General features: G+C 62.2%; 14 protein-coding genes. 10 read left to right on the top strand and 4 right to left on the bottom strand.

Going from position 1 to position 17,247, the window contains the following annotated elements; genetic code table 11:
* Nucleotides 1-496, bottom strand: a 496-nt coding sequence (locus tag BN9444_RS05660) for a nitronate monooxygenase (RefSeq protein WP_199872853.1), incomplete at its 3' end; no start/stop codon positions are given.
* A gap of 30 nt (nucleotides 497-526) precedes the next feature.
* Here BN9444_RS05660 and pth point away from each other — a divergent pair.
* From pth to BN9444_RS05615, 9 genes are all read left to right on the top strand, one after another.
* Nucleotides 527-1,192: an aminoacyl-tRNA hydrolase gene (gene pth / locus BN9444_RS05655; RefSeq protein WP_082750248.1), complete on the top strand. Its 666-nt coding sequence runs from the start codon at nucleotides 527-529 to the stop codon at nucleotides 1,190-1,192.
* A gap of 40 nt (nucleotides 1,193-1,232) precedes the next feature.
* Entirely contained in the window at nucleotides 1,233-2,087 is an 855-nt protein-coding gene (locus BN9444_RS05650; protein ID WP_066487486.1) for an SDR family NAD(P)-dependent oxidoreductase, read from the top strand.
* A gap of 24 nt (nucleotides 2,088-2,111) precedes the next feature.
* Nucleotides 2,112-3,752 (top strand): peptide chain release factor 3, encoded by a 1,641-nt coding sequence (locus BN9444_RS05645; RefSeq protein WP_068801572.1) that lies wholly within the window; start codon nucleotides 2,112-2,114, stop codon nucleotides 3,750-3,752.
* A 159-nt stretch (nucleotides 3,753-3,911) separates the two neighbouring features.
* Complete coding sequence (locus BN9444_RS15535) at nucleotides 3,912-4,004, top strand: potassium-transporting ATPase subunit F (RefSeq protein WP_066510536.1); 93 nt, start codon at nucleotides 3,912-3,914, stop codon at nucleotides 4,002-4,004.
* The gene (gene kdpA / locus BN9444_RS05635) at nucleotides 4,001-5,653 is read left to right on the top strand and encodes a potassium-transporting ATPase subunit KdpA (RefSeq protein WP_066510538.1); all 1,653 of its coding nucleotides are present in this window, start codon (nucleotides 4,001-4,003) and stop codon (nucleotides 5,651-5,653) included. Before BN9444_RS15535 ends, kdpA begins: the two co-directional genes overlap by 4 nt.
* A complete protein-coding gene (gene kdpB / locus BN9444_RS05630; protein ID WP_066510539.1) occupies nucleotides 5,650-7,782 on the top strand; it encodes a potassium-transporting ATPase subunit KdpB in 2,133 nt (710 codons plus the stop codon). The genes kdpA and kdpB overlap by 4 nt, the downstream gene beginning before the upstream one ends.
* 3 nt (nucleotides 7,783-7,785) lie before the next feature.
* Nucleotides 7,786-8,523 (top strand): potassium-transporting ATPase subunit C, encoded by a 738-nt coding sequence (locus BN9444_RS05625; protein ID WP_082750250.1) that lies wholly within the window; start codon nucleotides 7,786-7,788, stop codon nucleotides 8,521-8,523.
* Nucleotides 8,524-8,623: 100 nt separating this feature from the next.
* Nucleotides 8,624-11,341 carry a DUF4118 domain-containing protein gene (locus BN9444_RS05620; RefSeq protein ID WP_066510543.1) on the top strand — a complete coding sequence of 906 codons (2,718 nt, stop codon included), beginning with the start codon at nucleotides 8,624-8,626 and terminating at the stop codon, nucleotides 11,339-11,341.
* Nucleotides 11,341-12,090 (top strand): response regulator, encoded by a 750-nt coding sequence (locus tag BN9444_RS05615; RefSeq protein ID WP_068801571.1) that lies wholly within the window; start codon nucleotides 11,341-11,343, stop codon nucleotides 12,088-12,090. Before BN9444_RS05620 ends, BN9444_RS05615 begins: the two co-directional genes overlap by 1 nt.
* A gap of 487 nt (nucleotides 12,091-12,577) precedes the next feature.
* On the opposite strand, the gene BN9444_RS05610 is transcribed toward BN9444_RS05615, so the two are convergent.
* Nucleotides 12,578-14,080 (bottom strand): GntP family permease, encoded by a 1,503-nt coding sequence (locus BN9444_RS05610; RefSeq protein ID WP_066512159.1) that lies wholly within the window; start codon nucleotides 14,078-14,080, stop codon nucleotides 12,578-12,580.
* A 60-nt stretch (nucleotides 14,081-14,140) separates the two neighbouring features.
* Between BN9444_RS05610 and BN9444_RS05605 the strand changes: the two genes are divergently transcribed.
* Nucleotides 14,141-14,728 carry a TetR/AcrR family transcriptional regulator gene (locus BN9444_RS05605; RefSeq protein WP_068801570.1) on the top strand — a complete coding sequence of 196 codons (588 nt, stop codon included), beginning with the start codon at nucleotides 14,141-14,143 and terminating at the stop codon, nucleotides 14,726-14,728.
* Between the two features lie 31 nt (nucleotides 14,729-14,759).
* On the opposite strand, the gene mmsB is transcribed toward BN9444_RS05605, so the two are convergent.
* Complete coding sequence (gene mmsB / locus BN9444_RS05600; protein WP_066487472.1) at nucleotides 14,760-15,638, bottom strand: 3-hydroxyisobutyrate dehydrogenase; 879 nt, start codon at nucleotides 15,636-15,638, stop codon at nucleotides 14,760-14,762.
* A gap of 16 nt (nucleotides 15,639-15,654) precedes the next feature.
* A complete protein-coding gene (locus BN9444_RS05595; protein ID WP_066512155.1) occupies nucleotides 15,655-17,169 on the bottom strand; it encodes a CoA-acylating methylmalonate-semialdehyde dehydrogenase in 1,515 nt (504 codons plus the stop codon).
* Between the last annotated feature and the right edge of the window lie 78 nt (nucleotides 17,170-17,247).

The following is a 17,247-nucleotide window of genomic DNA, read 5'->3' as shown; positions in this document are numbered from 1 at the left end:
CGCCCTGGACGCAGAGCACGTCGACGCCCCGGCGCGCGGCCACGAGGGCATCGGCCGCCGTCGTCACCGTCGTCCACGCCTCGATTCCTGCTTCGTGGATGCGTTGTATTTCCTCGTCGCTGAAGGTTCCGAACATCGACCAGATGACGGCGGGACGGTTGTCGTGCGCCAGTGCGAGGGCGAGCTTCTCATGCCATCCAAACGTGTAATCCACGTGGCCGAGCACAACGCCCTCTTCATCCGAGATGGTCTGCGCGGCCGCCCACAGGTCCTTGGTGAGCGGCGGCTGCGGGTGGAAGAGGTTGAGCCCAAAGCGCGCCCCCTCCATAGCGTCGAGCTGCTGCGCGACGACGTTCATAGGCGACGTGCCGAGCGCAAGGGCGCTGAATGAGCCGGCGGCATCGGCAGCACGCACCAGGGCGGGCGTGGTGGGGCCGCCGGCCATGGGGGCGACGATGACAGGCGACGGGAAGGAATCGATCACGCGAGTACTCATGCGGACATCCTACGTGCGAGACTGGAACGCATGGTTGGTTTTATTTCGAAGATTCGCGCGCTCTTCGGCGGCGCTGGCGCACCCGACACGCAGGGGCCGGTCGCGCTCGACCTGGCATCCTTGCAGGCCGAATGGCTCATCGTGGGACTCGGCAACCCGGGTGCACGCTACGCGGCGACGCGCCACAACGTGGGCTACATGGCCATCGACGATCTCCTCGCTGACGCCGGGGACGTGCTCGCCCCCGTGCGCGGCATCAAAGCCGAGGCCGCGCAGATCGACATCAATGGCACGCCCGTCGTCGTGGCGCGCGCAACGACGTTTATGAACCTCTCGGGCGAGGGCATCGGCCCGCTCGCCACAGCGCTCGGCGTCGGGCCGGACCGCGTCATCGTCTGCCACGACGAGCTCGACTTGCCCGCGCACAAGCTACGTCTCAAGCTCGGCGGCAACGAGAATGGCCACAACGGACTCAAGTCGCTCACGGAGCACCTGGGCACCCGCGACTACCTGCGCGTGCGCATCGGCATCGGCCGCCCGGCCAAGTCCGCGCCGCAGCCCATTCCCGACTGGGTGCTGGGGCCTGTCGACGACGGCCACGACTTCGATACCGCCATCGCCACGGCCGCCCGCGGCGCCCGGCTCATCGTTGCTCGCGGCCTGAACGCCGCGCAGAACGACATCCATTCGCGCTAAGCCCGGCGCGCAGCAGTTCGCACGCGTAATCTCGACAACCATGAGCGACCAGACTGCATCCAAGACGATTGTCATCACCGGCGCCTCGGACGGCATCGGCGCCGCCGCGGCCCGCAAGCTGCAGCGCATGAACAACAAGCACACCCTCGTCATCGTCGGTCGCAACCCGGAGAAGACCCGGGCCGTCGCGAGCGAAATCGGCGCGCGCTACCACCTCGCGGACTTTGAGTCCTTGGGCCAGGTCCGCCGTCTCGCCGAGGAACTGCAAGACTTGGGCCACATCGATGCCCTCGCCAATAACGCGGGCGGCGTCTTTGACGGCCCCTTCCGCACCGCAGATGGCTTCGAGCGCACGTGGCAGGTCAACGTCGTCGCCCCCTTCCTGCTCACCTCGCTCCTGCGCGAACAACTCACCCCGGACCCAGAGCTGGGAAAGGAAGCGGCGACGGTGGTGCAGACGGCATCGGTAGCAAACATGCTCATGAGCAACTTCGATGCCGCGGACCCCAATACCTTCCAGAACTTCAGCCGCGAGCGCGCCTACGGCAACGCGAAGCTGGGCGATATCCTGCTCGCGAGATATCTCGCGAGTAAAGGACTCAACGCCGTGGCCTTTCACCCTGGCGTGCTCGCCACGAACTTCGCGCAGTCCGGCACGGGCGCGGTGCAAAAGATCTACGCGTCGAAGCTCGCTCACCGCTTCTTTGGCAAGCCATCTTCCGGCGGCGATAACTTGGCGTTCTTCCTCCTCGGCACGCCCGGCGTGCACTTCGAGCCGGGCGAGTATTACAACGACAAACGGCGTCCAGGCCTGCAACGTCCCATCGCGAAGAAGCTCTCCGTGGCGCGCCGCCTCTTTGACGATCTCGGCCGCCGGCTGAATGTGGAATGGTAAGTCCCTCCCGCTAAGGTAGAGGCCATGAGTTCTTCCACCGTGGCCAATGAGGCCTCCCGTCGCCGCACCTTCGCCGTCATCGCCCACCCGGATGCCGGTAAGTCGACGCTCACGGAGGCCTTGGCCCTCCATGCGCACGTCATCAACGAGGCCGGCGCGGTCCACGGCAAGGGCAACCGCAAGGCCACGGTCTCTGACTGGATGGAGATGGAGAAGGACCGCGGTATTTCCGTCGCGTCCTCGGCTCTTCAGTTCGAATACGCACCTGAAGACCATGAAGGGGAACCCTTCATGATCAACCTCGTCGATACCCCTGGCCACGCGGACTTCTCTGAAGATACCTACCGCGTGCTCACCGCCGTCGACGCCGCAGTCATGCTTATCGATGCCGCCAAGGGCCTCGAGCCCCAGACCCTCAAGCTCTTCCGCGTCTGTAAGGCCCGCGGCCTGCCCATCATCACGGTGATCAACAAGTGGGACCGCGTCGGCCGCGAGCCGCTCGAGCTGGTCGACGAAATCGTCAACGAGATCCAGCTCCAGCCCACTCCGCTCTACTGGCCGGTGGGCATCGCGGGTGATTTCAAGGGCCTGGCCCACATCAACTCGGACGGCGAGGCGGACGAGTACATCCACTTCATCCGCACCGCCGGCGGCTCCACCATCGCTCCGGAGGAGCACTTCCAGCCTGCCGATGCCGCCGCGCGCGAAGGCTCCGATTGGGACACCGCCGTGGAGGAAGCCGAGCTGCTCGCCATGGACGGCGCGCTCCACGACCAGGAGTTGTTTGAGCAGTGCGTCACCTCGCCGCTCATCTTCGCCTCCGCGATGCTCAACTTCGGCGTCCACCAGATTCTCGATACCCTCTGCGCCATCGCCCCGGCCCCGCGCTCCCGCGAGTCCGATCCCAAGGCCGTCGAGGCATCCACCACCGCCATCGACGAGGTCCGCGAGGTCACCGATGACTTCTCCGGCGTCGTCTTCAAGGTGCAGGCCGGCATGGACCGCAAGCACCGCGACAACCTGGCGTTCATGCGCGTCGTCTCCGGCGAGTTCGACCGCGGCATGCAGGTCACCCACGCCCAATCAGGCCGCAGCTTCTCCACGAAGTATGCGCTCACTGTCTTCGGCCGCACGCGCGACACCATCGACACCGCCTACCCGGGCGATATCGTGGGCCTCGTCAACGCCGGCTCACTCGCTCCCGGCGACACCATCTACAACGGCCGCAAGGTCCAATTCAAGCCCATGCCCCAGTTCGCGCCCGAGGCGTTCCGCATCCTGCGTGCCAAGTCGCTGGGCGACTACAAGGCGTTCCGCAAGGGCTTGGACCAGCTCGCCGCCGAGGGCGTCGTGCAGATCCTGCGCAACGACATCCGCGGCGACGCCGCCCCCGTCATGGCCGCCGTCGGCCCCATGCAGTTCGAGGTCATGCAGGCCCGCATGGAAGTCGAGTACAACGTCGAGACCGTCACCGAACCCATCCCCTACTCCGTCGCCCGCCGCACCGACGCTGCCTCCGCCGAGGAACTCGGCCGCCAGCGCGGCGTGGAAATCTTCACCCGCACCGACGGCGAGCTCATCGCGCTGTTCGGCGATAAGTGGAAGCTCGCCTTCGTGGAGAAGGAACACCCGGACCTCACGATGGAGCCGCTCGTCGCAGACTAGCTCTTCCCTGAGCGTAGATGTCAAAATCTCGTTAAGACCCAGATGTAGCGGTGCCGATGGGTGCTTTGATCAATCCATGGCATTCGACATAATTTTGACGCTTGCCACCATTGTGCTGTTCGTTACCATTCAATGGATAGCTCAGGTGGTGGATAAGCTATGACCTGGGAACTTACTGTAGGCACGATTCTAGGAATCGCGGCTGTCATCTATTTGCTCATCGCTCTGTTGCACCCTGAGGACTTCTCATGACCGGGGTTATCGGCGGGTATATCCCGTTCGTCGCGGTATTCACGCTCCTCGCCATGCTGTACGTCCCACTGGGCGGGTACATGGCAAAGGTGTTCACAGGAGCCAACGATCTCAAGATAGAGACGGTCATCTACAAGGTGTTGGGGGTAGATTCTTCCGCCCGGCAAACCTGGCGCGGCTACGCCGGTAGCCTCTTAGCCTTCTCCATGTTGTCGATCATTGTCTTGTACCTACTGCAACGCCTCCAGCAGTACTTGCCGTGGGCGCACGGCATGGGCCCAGTAGATCCGGACCAAGCGTGGAATACCGCGGTCTCGTTTACAACCAATACCAACTGGCAGTCCTACTCCGGTGAAGCTGCGATGTCACAGCTGACGCAGATGCTCGGCATGACGGTCCAAAACTTCGTCTCCGGTGCCGTAGGCATTTCCGTTGCTGCTGCGCTTATCCGAGGGTTCGCGGCCCGTCACGGCGACGGGCGCATCGGTAACTTTTGGGTGGATCTTACCCGCGTCTGTCTGCGCATCCTCCTGCCCATGGCAACCTTGGGCGCGCTGTTTCTCATGACCCAGGGAGTCATCCAAAACCTGCAACCCCCGGTGACTTTTACCACCGTTACCGGCGCTACCCAGACCATCCCCGGCGGCGCTGTGGCCTCCCAAGAAGTCATCAAGGAACTTGGTACCAACGGTGGCGGATACTTCAATGCGAACTCGGCCCACCCATTCGAGAACCCGACCGTGTGGTCCAACGCCCTGGAAATCTTCCTCATCCTTGTGATTCCGGTGTCCCTCACTCGCACATTCGGTCTCATGGTCCGCGATACCCGCCAGGGCTACGCCATTCTTTCCGCCATGGCGGTGTTGTACTTCCTGTCACTCGCTTCCGTCACCGTCTTCGAGGCCACTGCTTCCGACGCTATCGGCGGCGGCATGGAAGGTCGCGAAGTGCGGCTTGGTACCATCCCGTCTGCGCTGTTCGCGGTGACAACGACAATGACGTCGACCGGCGCAGTTGATTCATTCCACTCGAGTTACACTCCTCTCGGCGGCGGCCTTCTCATCTTAAATATGCTGCTCGGCGAAGTCTCTCCGGGCGGTGTCGGCACTGGGTTGTACGGCATGCTGGTCATGGCCATTCTGTCGGTATTCATCGCCGGCCTTATTGTCGGGCGCACACCGGAATACCTGGGAAAGCGCATTGGCGTCGGCGAAATGATAAAAGTCTGCCTGTACATCCTCGTGATGCCAACCCTCGTGCTGGGCGGAGTGGCACTATCCGTCCTTCTGCCAAGCACCCCAGACTCTTTATCCGCGGCGGGACCGCACGGTTTTAGCGACCTGGTCTACGCATTCACCTCCGCATCCAACAACAACGGTTCGGCATTCGCCGGATTCGGGGCAGACACCTGGTGGTTCAACATCTCCCTCGGTATGTGCATGCTGTTGGGACGTTTTCTGCCCATCGTTATGGTCCTGGCAATTGCCGGCGCCATGGCCAAGCAACGCATCATCCCGACGACTTCGGGCACTCTGCCGACGCACAGCGGGCTATTCGTCGGCCTGCTGATAGGCGTCGTCCTCATCGTCGGTGCACTGACATTCCTTCCCACTCTCGTCCTAGGACCGATTTCGGAGGCTACACTATGAGCTCGACCACATCTGCTTTTTCCGCAAAGCAGCTCAAGGCCACGGTGCCTTTGGCTCTGCGCAAGATGAGCCCGAAAGAGCTCATTAAAACGCCGGTGATGTTCTTAGTAGAGGTGGGCGCTGTGTTCACCTTCATCATCGCCTGTACCCAACCGACTCTGTTTAGTTTCTCCATTTCTCTCTGGCTCTGGGCCACGGTGTTCTTCGCGACGTTTGCCGAAGCCCTCGCAGAAGGTCGCGGCAAGGCTCAGGCGGACGCCCTACGTCGATCGCGGACGACCACCACTGCCCGTCGCATCACCTCCACGGTCCTCGTCACCGCCGGGTCCGGCTCCGGCCGCACCAACGATGAGCTGAGCCCGGCCAACTACGAGAGCGAAGAAGTCCCCTCAACCGAGCTGGTCAAAGGGGATGTCGTCCTCGTAGAAACCGGTCAGACCATTCCAGCCGACGGCGACGTCATCGTTGGGGCGGCCTCCGTGGACGAGTCAGCCGTCACCGGCGAATCCGCCCCAGTCATCCGAGAATCCGGAGGCGACCGGTGCGCAGTCACCGGTGGTACCCGCGTGTTGTCTGACTGGGTCGTGATCAAGATCACCAACGAGCCCGGTCAGTCCTTCATGGACCGTATGATCGGTTTAGTCGAAGGCGCCAATCGCCAGAAGACCCCGAACGAGCTTGCCTTGTCCACGCTCCTCAACGTATTGACCCTGATATTCCTGCTCGTTGTCATGGCGCTAGCCCCGACCGCAGCTTTCAATGGTGCGACGCAGGATCCCCTGGTTCTTGTCGCCTTGTTGGTCTGCCTGATCCCAACCACCATCGGCGCGCTGTTATCCGCCATCGGCATCGCCGGCATGGACCGTCTGGTGCAGCACAATGTGCTGGCCATGTCCGGGCGTGCTGTCGAGGCTGCCGGTGACGTCTCCACTCTGTTACTTGACAAGACGGGCACGATTACGGTCGGCGACCGCCAGGCCGTGAACGTAATTCCTGTGGGCGGGTACGACCAAGACGAGCTTATATACAAGGTGCAGCTTGCCTCCATGGCCGACGAGACCCCGGAGGGACGTTCCATTGTCAAGCTGGCGGAAGCCGCCCGAGGTGAAATGCCAGAGGAACACTTTCGCACCCTCGAATTCATCGCATTTACTGCGCAGACCCGCATGTCGGGGGTGAAACTCAGCGATTCCGAAATGATCGTCAAGGGCGCGGCCAAGCAGATCATGACAACTGTCCGCGAGCTCGGCGGCACTGTTCCGGCAGAGACCGAGGACGTGGTCAACTCAATTAGTCAAGGCGGCGGCACCGCACTCGTGGTCGCCGAGCTCATTAACGCCCCGGAGCCCGGATCCGATCCTCATGAAGCGACCGCCAATTCCTCCTTGTCACGTGTTCTCGGTGTTATCCATCTCAAGGACATTGTGAAAGACGGCATGGTCGAGCGCTTCAAGACGCTGCGCGAGATGGGCATTCGTACCGTCATGATCACCGGTGACAACGAGCTGACCGCTCGCGCCATCGCCAAGGAAGCCGGCGTCGACGACGTTCTCGCCGAGGCCACTCCGGACCAAAAACTCGCGCTCATCAAAAAGGAGCAGGCTGGTGGTCACATGGTGGCTATGACCGGTGACGGCACCAACGATGCTCCGGCGTTGGCGCAGGCTGACGTGGGCGTGGCGATGAACACCGGTACGACCGCCGCCAAGGAAGCTAGCAACATGGTCGACTTGGACTCAGACCCGACGAAGCTCATCGACATCGTGGGAATCGGCAAGCAGCTGCTCATCACGCGTGGCTCCCTGACAACCTTTTCCATCGCGAACGACGTAGCAAAATACTTCGCCATCATACCGGCGATGTTCATCACGACATTTCCGGGACTGCGAGCCCTCAACATCATGCACCTGCACTCTCCGGCCTCGGCCATCTTGTCCGCTGTCATCTTCAACGCGCTCATTATCGTGGCGCTCATTCCGTTGGCGCTCAAGGGCGTGTCCTACCGCCCGGCCAGTGCTTCCGCACTGCTGCGCCGCAACCTGCTCATTTTCGGCCTCGGTGGCTTCGTAGCCCCGTTCATTGGCATCAAGATCATCGACCTCATTATTGGTAATGGGTTAGGAATTTAAACCATGCACACTCCTCAGACTCCACATTCCGCGAGGGCACACTCAACAGCAACGGATGAGCCCGTCAGCCACGACCTGACGCGCTCGGATGAATTCGGGAGCAACCCGGATCTGTCCCACGCTGCCAGCGCAAGTCCTTTTAGCACGGGATTCAACGTCCGCGCGCAATGGACTGCGTTGCGAGCACTGTTGGTGATGATGCTCGTACTGGGCTTTGTCTATCCCATGGTCCTCGTCGGAGTGGGCAAGCTATCCCCGGATAAGTCCAACGGTGGCCTCCTACGTGACACCAACAACGAGATCGTCGCCTCCCGCCTCATCGCCAACCCCGTCGAGGGAGACCAGTGGTTCCAGCCGCGGCCGTCCGCCGCAGGCGACCATGGCTGGGACGCTATGTCTTCGTCCGCGTCCAACGCTGCCGTGGTCTCGCAGGAATATCAGGACGAGATTGCTCAGCGCCGCGCAGAGGTCGCTGCCCGCGAGGGCGTGAGCGAAGACCACGTGCCTGTCGATGCCGTCACGGCTTCCGGCTCCGGCCTTGACCCGCACATCTCCACCGCGTACGCCGAGATCCAGGTGCCACGCATAGCCAAGGCCACCGGCCTAGGCGAGGACGATCTCCGTCAGCTTATCAAGGTCAACCAGGTAGGGTTCATGAACTCCTTTACTGGAAGCCCGAATGGCGTGGCCGTCAACGTAGTCACACTCAACTACGACCTCGCTAAGCTTGTCGCCGAGTAATCCTCTTCTCGCCCCGTGCCTGCCGGGGGTCTGTCTTCGTCTTTCTCCCCTCGACACACGCCGCCCAGAACAAACACTCCCAAGGATATAATTGGTAACTATGTCTGCCTCTGAGTCTCCTCGAGCGACTACCGACTCTGCGCCCTTCGAGCCAACCCACAGCCACCGTGGAAAACTCAAAGTCTACCTTGGCTTTGCCCCCGGCGTGGGCAAGACCTGCGCCATGCTCAACGAAGCACATGAATTACAGCGGCAGGGGCTTAACGTCATGGTCGGCGTCGTAGAAACGCACGGCCGGAAACGCACCGCGGAACTGGTCGAGGGATTAACCGTCATCCCGCGAAAGAAAACCACCTATCGCGGGCGGGTCTTCGAAGAGCTAGATGTCGACGCCTGCTTGGCACTTGCTCCAGACGTGCTTCTCGTCGACGAGCTCGCGCACACCGTCGTCACCAGCGATGCCGAGTTCGCAGCCACAGAAGTCTCGCAAAAGCGGTGGCAGGACGTCTACACGCTGCTTGACGCTGGGATCGACGTCATCTCAACGCTCAACATCCAGCACCTCGAATCGCTCAACGACGTCGTAGCGGCGGTCACAAACACCCGGCAGCGTGAAACCATCCCCGACCAGGTGCTCCGCGATACCGACCGCATCGAGCTGGTCGACTTATCCCCCGACTCGCTGCGTATCAGGCTCTCGCGGGGCGAGATCTACCACGGAGCCATGGCGACCAAGGCCCTGGAGAACTACTTCCGCTTGGGAAACCTGACTGCCCTGCGCGAATTGGCGCTGCTGTGGTTGGCCGACAAGGTCGAAGAAGGTCTCGCGGCCTACCGCGAGAACCACGAGATCGACTCGACGTGGCCGACCCGGGAGCGCCTCATAGTAGCGGTGCCGGGCAACGACGGGTCCGAAGCACTCATTCGGCGCGCCGCCCGTATCGCAGGAAGAGTTTCGGGCAGAGAAATGGTGGCGGTCTACGTCGCCAACAACGAGGGGTTGACCTCCAACCAAACCCCTTCCTCGCTGCGCCGACTGCAAGAGCTGGTGGAAGATCTCAATGGCCAGTGGCGCGTGCTCATCGGCGACGACGTCGCCGGCACGCTGTTGGAATACGCACGCTCTATCAACGCGTCGCAATTGGTTATCGGCCGCCGGCCACGCTGGGGGCACACTCTTGCCAATGGTGTTGCCGAGCGCGTCATCGATGGCTCGGGCACGATCGATGTCCACATCGTCTCCCTGTCCACGTCGGATGCCCCCCGGCCCAAACGGCCTCGGCGAGGCGCGAATTTCGGCCGGGTCCGCCTACTGGCCGGTTGGTTTGCGGCGGTGCTCTTACCCCCGGGGTTTACGGTACTCATGTTGCTCTTTAATCCGGAGGAAAAGTTCTTGAGCCCCATCCTGCTGGGATTTCTCACCATCGTGGTCTTTAGCGCCGTCGCGGCCGGCGTGTGGCCGGCGCTGCTCGCGGTCGTCAGTGGCTCGCTATTGGCCAACTGGTTCTTTACCGCTCCCATCCACACGTTGAGTATTACCGAGCCGGAGTCGATAGCCTCAGTGGGCTTCTTCATCATCATCGCTCTGACCGTGGCGTATATCGTGGACTACGCTGAACGGCGCGCAGACGAAGCGAAACGACGTCAAACACAGGCCGTCATCATGGCAGACCTTGCGCGCGGCGTCATCTACGAGGGGGCGGATCTTAAATCACTCTTGCGGCGACTCGGCGAGACTTTTTTGTTGGACACGGTCCTCCTTCAGCGCTATTCCAGTGAAGACAAGAAGTGGTGGACCATCGAGTCCAACGCGGAGTCCCCGGATGTAGCTGTGGCACAGAAGAAAAGTCGCGCCGGTGAATCCGTCAACCACGTGGGGATCGGTGACTCACTGCGCCTAGTCATCGGCAACCGGGAGCTCAGCCCGTCTGAGATCGATATGATCGAAGCCCACGGTGCTCGCATTACCGCCATTCTCGACCGGCAAGAAATGGAAGCGATGCGACGGGCGACCACAGCCTTGGAATCCTCCAACCGAGTCGGTTCCACGCTGCTCACCGCAGTCTCGCACGACCTACGAACGCCGCTAGCTGGCATCACCACGGCAGTCTCCGGACTCACGCTCGGCGACGTCGAAATCTCTGAGGCTGACCGCCAGGCCCTCATCAACACCATCGAGTCCTCGGCGCACCGTCTCGAGATAGTTATCAATCATCTGCTTGACATGTCTCGACTCAAAACGGGGATGCTTCGACCAAACTCGCAGGCTATTGATGTCGCGGACATCGTCGACGCTGTGCTCGATGAGCACAGCGTCTCCGCAGGACGCGTGCGTGTGGACATCCCTGTCACGCTGCCCCCGATCCTCGCGGATTACGGCCTCGTCCAGCGCGTACTAGCAAACGTCATCGCCAACGCGGCCAACCACGGCGCAGGCACCCATATCGACATCACGGCGCGCGAGGCACACCAAGCACTCCTGGCTAGCGTGGCCCACGCAAAGGACGCTCCTTCCTCCGTCGTGGCCGACGATGCCGCTTCAATCGGGCCCTCCGGCCGTCGCGACGACCATAACATCGTACAGATTAGGATTGCTGATCACGGCCCTGGAATTCCTCGAGACCAGTGGGATAGCTTGTTTCTGCCTTTCCAGCGGCTATCAGACGACGCCTTGGGGCTCGGCCTAGGTCTGGCCGTGGCCCGTGGTTTCACTGAAGCCATGGGTGGACAGATCTACCCCGCCGAGACCCCCGGTGGCGGTGCGACCATTGTCATCGAAATGCCTTGTGCCCCTACACCCGAAGGTGGAAAGCAGTAGTGCCCCAACTCCATTCCTCCCCTGCGGCACCCGAAGCCGACCAAGGGCCCCGCATCCTTATCGTTGAAGACGACCATCCGCTAGCCCTTGCGGTTTCAATCAACCTCAAGGCGCGGGGGTATGACGTTCGCGTTGCAAAGACAGCAGCCTCCGCTCTGAAGATCTCTGGGCAGTGGCAACCCCAGGCAGTTCTGTTGGACCTCGGCCTTCCGGACACGTCTGGTCTAGAAGTCCTGCGCTCGCTGCGCACATGGTCGACTGTGCCCGTCATCGTGGTCTCCGCCCGCCATGAACAAGAGGGCAAGATCAACGCCCTCGACGAGGGCGCCGACGACTACGTCACCAAACCATTTTCCACTGGTGAGCTGCTCGCCCGGCTCCGATCCGCCCTACGCCGCGCCGCCACCGCCTTCGCCACCGAACGAGTGAACCCCGTACTCGTCTCCTCGGATAACCGGTTGCGCCTCGACCTTGCCCAATCAAGTGTCTACGTGGATGACTCACGCATCCACCTCACACCCATTCAATGGAAAATCGTCGAATACATGGCCCGAAACTACGAGTCTCTCGTCAAAAGCACCGATTTGCTACAGGCAGTGTGGGGCAAAAACTATGAGCGAGAGACCAATTATCTGCGCGTCTACATGTCGCAATTGCGCCACAAGCTCGAGCCAGATCCGTCACGTCCAAGCTACTTCCTCACCGAGCCGGGCTTGGGCTATCGCCTTAATGGCTTCGCCCCCGCATGATGGCCAGCGTGGGTGACGATAGACCCAGCTGCCAGCTATAGAAGAACACCCATCGTCGTTAGTGTTAGAAAACGTCGTCCTTGAATCTCAGTTTTTGGGGACAAACACTCGAAACGTTATAGGGCGAGGCGACGTGGGTCGGGGCGGCGAAAGGGCTTTCACATTCAGCGTCTATGAATCTCACTTTCATTAGGTTAAATACTATTCTCTGAGTTTTAGGTGGAGTTGAACCAAGGTCGTTGCAGTGGGTGACCAGCCGGTCAATCCAATGGGATAGCTCCGGGTGGGTCGTCCAGGTCAGGTCTGTGATGTGGTGGGAATAAGTGCTGAAGCGTCCAGTGTTCACACCAGTGGACGTGTCCGGGAAGATTCCGATGACTGACCAGGGACTTCACGACTAACGACACAAGCTCCTAACGGACGCAACCCTTTTTCACCCTTTTCGATGTTCCAGTGGTGTGCCGTGTGAGTTTTACTTAAGCGTCTTTTAAGACAAGCCCGGAATAAGGGCATTGAGCCCCAGCATGATGGCCAACGTCGCGAGCGGGATGATGATGGTCACGACGGCCACGTCCTTGTAGGACAGGCGGTGAGTCATGCCGCAGACCATGAGCATGGTGAGCACCGCACCGTTGTGCGGCAGCGAGTCGAAGCTCACGGAGGCCATGGCGGTCACGCGGTGCATAAGCTCCAAGCTAATGCCTTGCTCCGTGGCCAGCTGCGCGAGCTGTTCGCCGAGGGTTTCCATGGTGATGGACAAGCCTCCGGAGGACGAGCCGGTGATGCCGGAGATGACCGCGGTGGACACGGTGGAGACCACGAGCGCGTTATCCGCGATGCCGAGCATGTTGTTCTTGATAACGGCGAAGACGGCCAGCGCCGCGATGACGGCACCGTAGCCGACCTCAGACGCGGTAGTAAAACACGGGAGGATGGCGTTCTTCGCGCCTTCGGAAAGTTCTTTGAGCGAGGTGCTCACGCGCGAGGGGAACATCGCGATGATGACCACGACGGCGAGCGCCAGGGCGATGGTCGGCGACCAGATACCGAGCAGCGCCTTGAGAGAGGTCTCGCCGTATTTTTCTGCGGCGAGGTAGTCGGCGGTCCAGGACTTGGAGAAGAAGTAGACAATCGCGAAGTTCACCACGATGACCACGAGAATGGGCAACAGGCCCAGCATGCCTTGGACCTTGACGGACGGTTCCTTGATGCCCAGCGGCGCGTGGGTGGTGAGGTGACCACCGGAGTTGGTGTCGAAGGACTCGCCGCCGATGTCGACGGAGGCTTCGTCGCCAGTATCGCCGATGCCCTCGGGCGTCGGGATGACGTTGCCCTTTGCGTCGATGGGCTCGAAGCGCTCGCCGCCGCGCTGGAGTTGCTTAATGCGGAACTCGAGCCAGGCCATACCGGCCACCAGCATGAGGAGGGCCGAGAGGATGCCAAACACCGGCGCGGCGTACGTATTCGTGCCAAAGTAGCTCGTCGGAATGGCGTTGTGAATCTGTGGGGAGCCCGGCAACGCGGCGAGCGCGAAGGTGATGGTGCCCAGCGCGATGGCGCCGGGCATAAGCCGCTTGGGGATGCCGGTTTCTTTAAAAAGCGCGGTCGCAATCGGCACGATGGTAAAGGCCACGACCCACGCGGAGACGCCGCCGTAGGTAAGCAGTGCGGTGGCGATAACAGTGGAGAGCATCGCACGTTTCGGCCCGAAGAGCGCGGTGATACCGCGGGCGAGGTAGCGCGCCAGGCCTGTCGAGGTCATGAGGTAGCCAAAGATCGCGCCGAAGAGGAAGAGCGGGAAATACTTCCCAATGAACCCAGCGAGCGCCGGCATGAAGATCTGGGTGTACGTGCCCATGACCGGTTCGCGGGCAAAGAGCACCGCAATGAGCGCGGCGGCGGGGCCGACGACGACCACGGAGTGGCCACGATAAGCGAAGACGACAAGGAATATGAGCGAGAGGACCACGCCTATGAGCGAGATGACCATCGAAAGAACCTTCCTAGAAAAGCATCGTGCGCCCGCGGGGCGGGCGCTACGATAAGCGACATGGATACAGGCCCGGCACAGGAGCCGAACGAGGTAAAGCCGAGCGCGCGGGAGCGGATTTTGGAATGCTCGCGCGTGCTCTTTAGTGAGCACACGTTCGCGCAGGTCTCACTCAAAGACATCGCGGAGGCTGCGGGCGTGTCCGTGGCGCTCGTGGTCAAGCACTTTGGTAACAAGGACAGCCTCTTCGAGGCCACCGTGGATTTCACGGCTTCTTCGGCCGCGCTGTTTGCCGGACCGTTTGGGGAGCTCGGGCGGACCGCGGTCATCGAAACGCTCACGGCCCCACACAATGCGCCCTACTCGATGGCGCGGACCATCTCCGTGGCCGCGGGTGCCCCGGAGAGCCTCAACGCGATTGGCAAGCGCATCAAGTCAGACCTGCTGCAAGTACTCGCCCAGCGCATCCGGGACGAGGCCCCGCACCCGAGTCCTTCGCCGGAGTTGCGGGCGCAATCGGCGGTGGCGCTGCTCATGGGTTTGAGCTTCATGCGCCGCTTCGGGGATACGGAATTCGAGGCCTTCCAGACGGACACGCTCATCGAGTACTACGCGCCCGTCCTCCAGGAGATGCTGGACGGGCACTAGCCAGAACGCTGCGCGCCCCGGCTAGCATGAACTACGTCGCGCGCACGTCGTTGATAATCGCGCCGAAGTCGAGGCCGCCGTGACCCTCGTCCACGAGCTTGGTGTACTGCTGGGTGGCAATCTTGCCCAGGACGGTATCGGTCTTCGTCTCCTCCGCCGCGGCCATGGCGAGCTTCAGATCCTTGAGCATGAGCGCTGCGGCGAAGCCCGGCTTGAAGTCGTTGTCGCCCGGCGAGCCCGGCACGATGTCCGGCACCGGCGCGTTGACGGTGAGCGACCAGGAGTTACCCGTCGCGTTGGAGACCACGTCGTAGAAGGCCTGGTGGTCGAGGCCGAGGCGCTCGCCCAGGACAAGGGCTTCGGACAGGGCAATCTGCTGGATGGCCAGAATCATGTTGTTGCAGGCCTTGACAGCCTGACCGTTGCCGGTCTGGCCGCAGTGCGTCACGGACTTGCCCATGGCCTCAAGTACCGGCTTGACCTTGTCGAAGTCCTCCTTCTCGCCGCCGACCATAAAGGCCAAGGTGCCGTTGGCGGCGCCCGCCATGCCGCCGGAGACTGGGGCGTCGAGGAAGCGAGAGCCGACGGCGGAGACGGCATCGGCAAGCTCGCGGGCTTCGGAAACGGCGATGGTGGAGACATCGACGAAGATCGGGGCGGTATCCTCGGCCGCGATGATGGGCTCGAGGACCTGCTTGACCAGGCCGCCGTTAGGCAGGCTGGTGATGACGATGTCAGCGCCCTGGGCGGCCTCCTCAGCCGAAGCGATGATCTCCACGCCGTTGTCCGCGGCGCGCTCGCAGGCCTCCTCCACGACGTCGAAGCCGCGGACCGTGTGACCTGCCTTGACCAGGTTGGCGGCCATGCCGCCGCCCATGTTGCCCAGGCCGATGAATGCGATGGTGCTCATTGAAATCAGTCCTTTCTTACATGACCGGCATGGTGAACTGCGGGCCGGCGTTCTGGTCATCCGGCCAGCGGGAGGTGACGGTCTTGGTCTTGGTGTAGAAGCGGAAAGCGTCCGGGCCGTGCTGGTTGAGGTCGCCGAAGCCGGAGGCCTTCCAACCGCCGAAGGTGTGGTAAGCGATGGGAACCGGGATGGGGACGTTGACGCCCACCATGCCGACGTTGATGTTCTTCACGAAGTCGCGCGCCGCGCCGCCGTTCTGGGTGAAGATGGCGACGCCGTTGCCGTACATGTGGTCGTTCGGGTAGGAGATGGCTTCCTCGAGGGTCTCCGCGCGGACCATGGAGAGGACCGGGCCAAAGATTTCCTCGGTGTAGATGGACATGTCTGCGGTGACGTTGTCGAAGAAGGAGGGCCCGCAGTAGAAGCCACCCGCGAGGGACTCACCCTCGAATTCCTTGCCAGACATGTCGATGTCGCGGCCGTCGACGACGAGGTCAGCGCCAGCCTCGACGCCCTCGCCGATGAGGCGATTGACGCGGTCGCGGGCATCCGCGGTGACGAGCGGGCCGTAGTCCGCCTCCGGGTCAAGGCAGTGTCCGACCTTGAGGTCCGGGATCTTGCGGATGAGCGCCTCGCGGAGCTTATCGGCGGTCTCCTTGCCCACGGGAACGACGACGGACAGCGCCATGCAGCGCTCGCCGGCCGCGCCGAAGGCGGCACCAGCCAAGGCATCCGCGGTGGCCTCGATGTCCGCGTCCGGCAGGACGATGGCGTGGTTCTTCGCGCCGCCGAAGCACTGGGCGCGCTTGCCGTTGGCCGCGCAGCGCTCGTAAATGTAGTTCGCAATCGGGGTGGAGCCCACGAAGCCGACGGCCTTGATGGTCGGGTTGTCGAGCAGCGCGTCGACGGCTTCCTTGCCGCCGTGGACGACGTTGAAGACGCCTGCCGGACCGCCGGCCTCGATGAAGAGCTCGGCGAGGCGGACCGGAACCTCCGGGTCGCGCTCGGAGGGCTTGAGGACAAACGCGTTGCCGGAGGCGAGCGCCGGGCCAGCCTTCCACAGCGGGATCATGGCTGGGAAGTTAAACGGCGTAATACCCGCGACGACGCCGAGCGGCTGACGCAGGGAGTAGGTGTCAATGCCGGTGCCGACCTCGGTGGAGTACTCGCCCTTGAGCTGGTGCGGCGCGCCGAGCGCAAACTCGAGGACATCGACACCGCGCAGGACGTCGCCCTTGGCATCCTCGAAGGTCTTACCGTGCTGCAGAGAGAGCGTGCGGGCCAACTCATCCATGTTGGCGTGGATGAGGCGAATCCACTCCATGATGACGCGGACGCGCTTTTGCGGGTTCATCGCCGCCCACGTCGGCTGGGCCTTCTCGGCCTCCGCGACAACGTGGTCGACGTCCGCCGTGTTCGCCAGCGCCACTGCGGCCTGCTCCTGGCCGGTAGACGGGTTGAGGACCGGCTGCGTGTTGCCGGTCGTGCCCTCCCAGGCCTCACCGTTGACGTAGTGGTGAATGGTGTACATAGCGGACTCCTTTGCATCCAGATTGGGGTTTCGTTGCCTTCCACCCTAACGAGACACACGTCACAAAACTATCTTTCG

This window comes from Corynebacterium phoceense, assembly GCF_900092335.1.
In the GTDB taxonomy this organism is placed as follows: Bacteria; Actinomycetota; Actinomycetes; order Mycobacteriales; family Mycobacteriaceae; genus Corynebacterium; species Corynebacterium phoceense.
Note: the sequence above shows the minus strand (reverse complement) of the source record. Positions and strands in the feature narration are given on the sequence as shown.

Coding starts and splice junctions, on each gene's coding strand:
- pth (WP_082750248.1), top strand. CDS start 527: ATGGTTGGTTTTATTTCGAAGATTCGCGCGCTCTTCGGCGGCGCTGGC.
- BN9444_RS05650 (WP_066487486.1), top strand. CDS start 1,233: ATGAGCGACCAGACTGCATCCAAGACGATTGTCATCACCGGCGCCTCG.
- BN9444_RS05645 (WP_068801572.1), top strand. CDS start 2,112: ATGAGTTCTTCCACCGTGGCCAATGAGGCCTCCCGTCGCCGCACCTTC.
- BN9444_RS15535 (WP_066510536.1), top strand. CDS start 3,912: ATGACCTGGGAACTTACTGTAGGCACGATTCTAGGAATCGCGGCTGTC.
- kdpA (WP_066510538.1), top strand. CDS start 4,001: ATGACCGGGGTTATCGGCGGGTATATCCCGTTCGTCGCGGTATTCACG.
- kdpB (WP_066510539.1), top strand. CDS start 5,650: ATGAGCTCGACCACATCTGCTTTTTCCGCAAAGCAGCTCAAGGCCACG.
- BN9444_RS05625 (WP_082750250.1), top strand. CDS start 7,786: ATGCACACTCCTCAGACTCCACATTCCGCGAGGGCACACTCAACAGCA.
- BN9444_RS05620 (WP_066510543.1), top strand. CDS start 8,624: ATGTCTGCCTCTGAGTCTCCTCGAGCGACTACCGACTCTGCGCCCTTC.
- BN9444_RS05610 (WP_066512159.1), bottom strand. CDS start 14,080: ATGGTCATCTCGCTCATAGGCGTGGTCCTCTCGCTCATATTCCTTGTC.
- BN9444_RS05605 (WP_068801570.1), top strand. CDS start 14,141: ATGGATACAGGCCCGGCACAGGAGCCGAACGAGGTAAAGCCGAGCGCG.
- mmsB (WP_066487472.1), bottom strand. CDS start 15,638: ATGAGCACCATCGCATTCATCGGCCTGGGCAACATGGGCGGCGGCATG.
- BN9444_RS05595 (WP_066512155.1), bottom strand. CDS start 17,169: ATGTACACCATTCACCACTACGTCAACGGTGAGGCCTGGGAGGGCACG.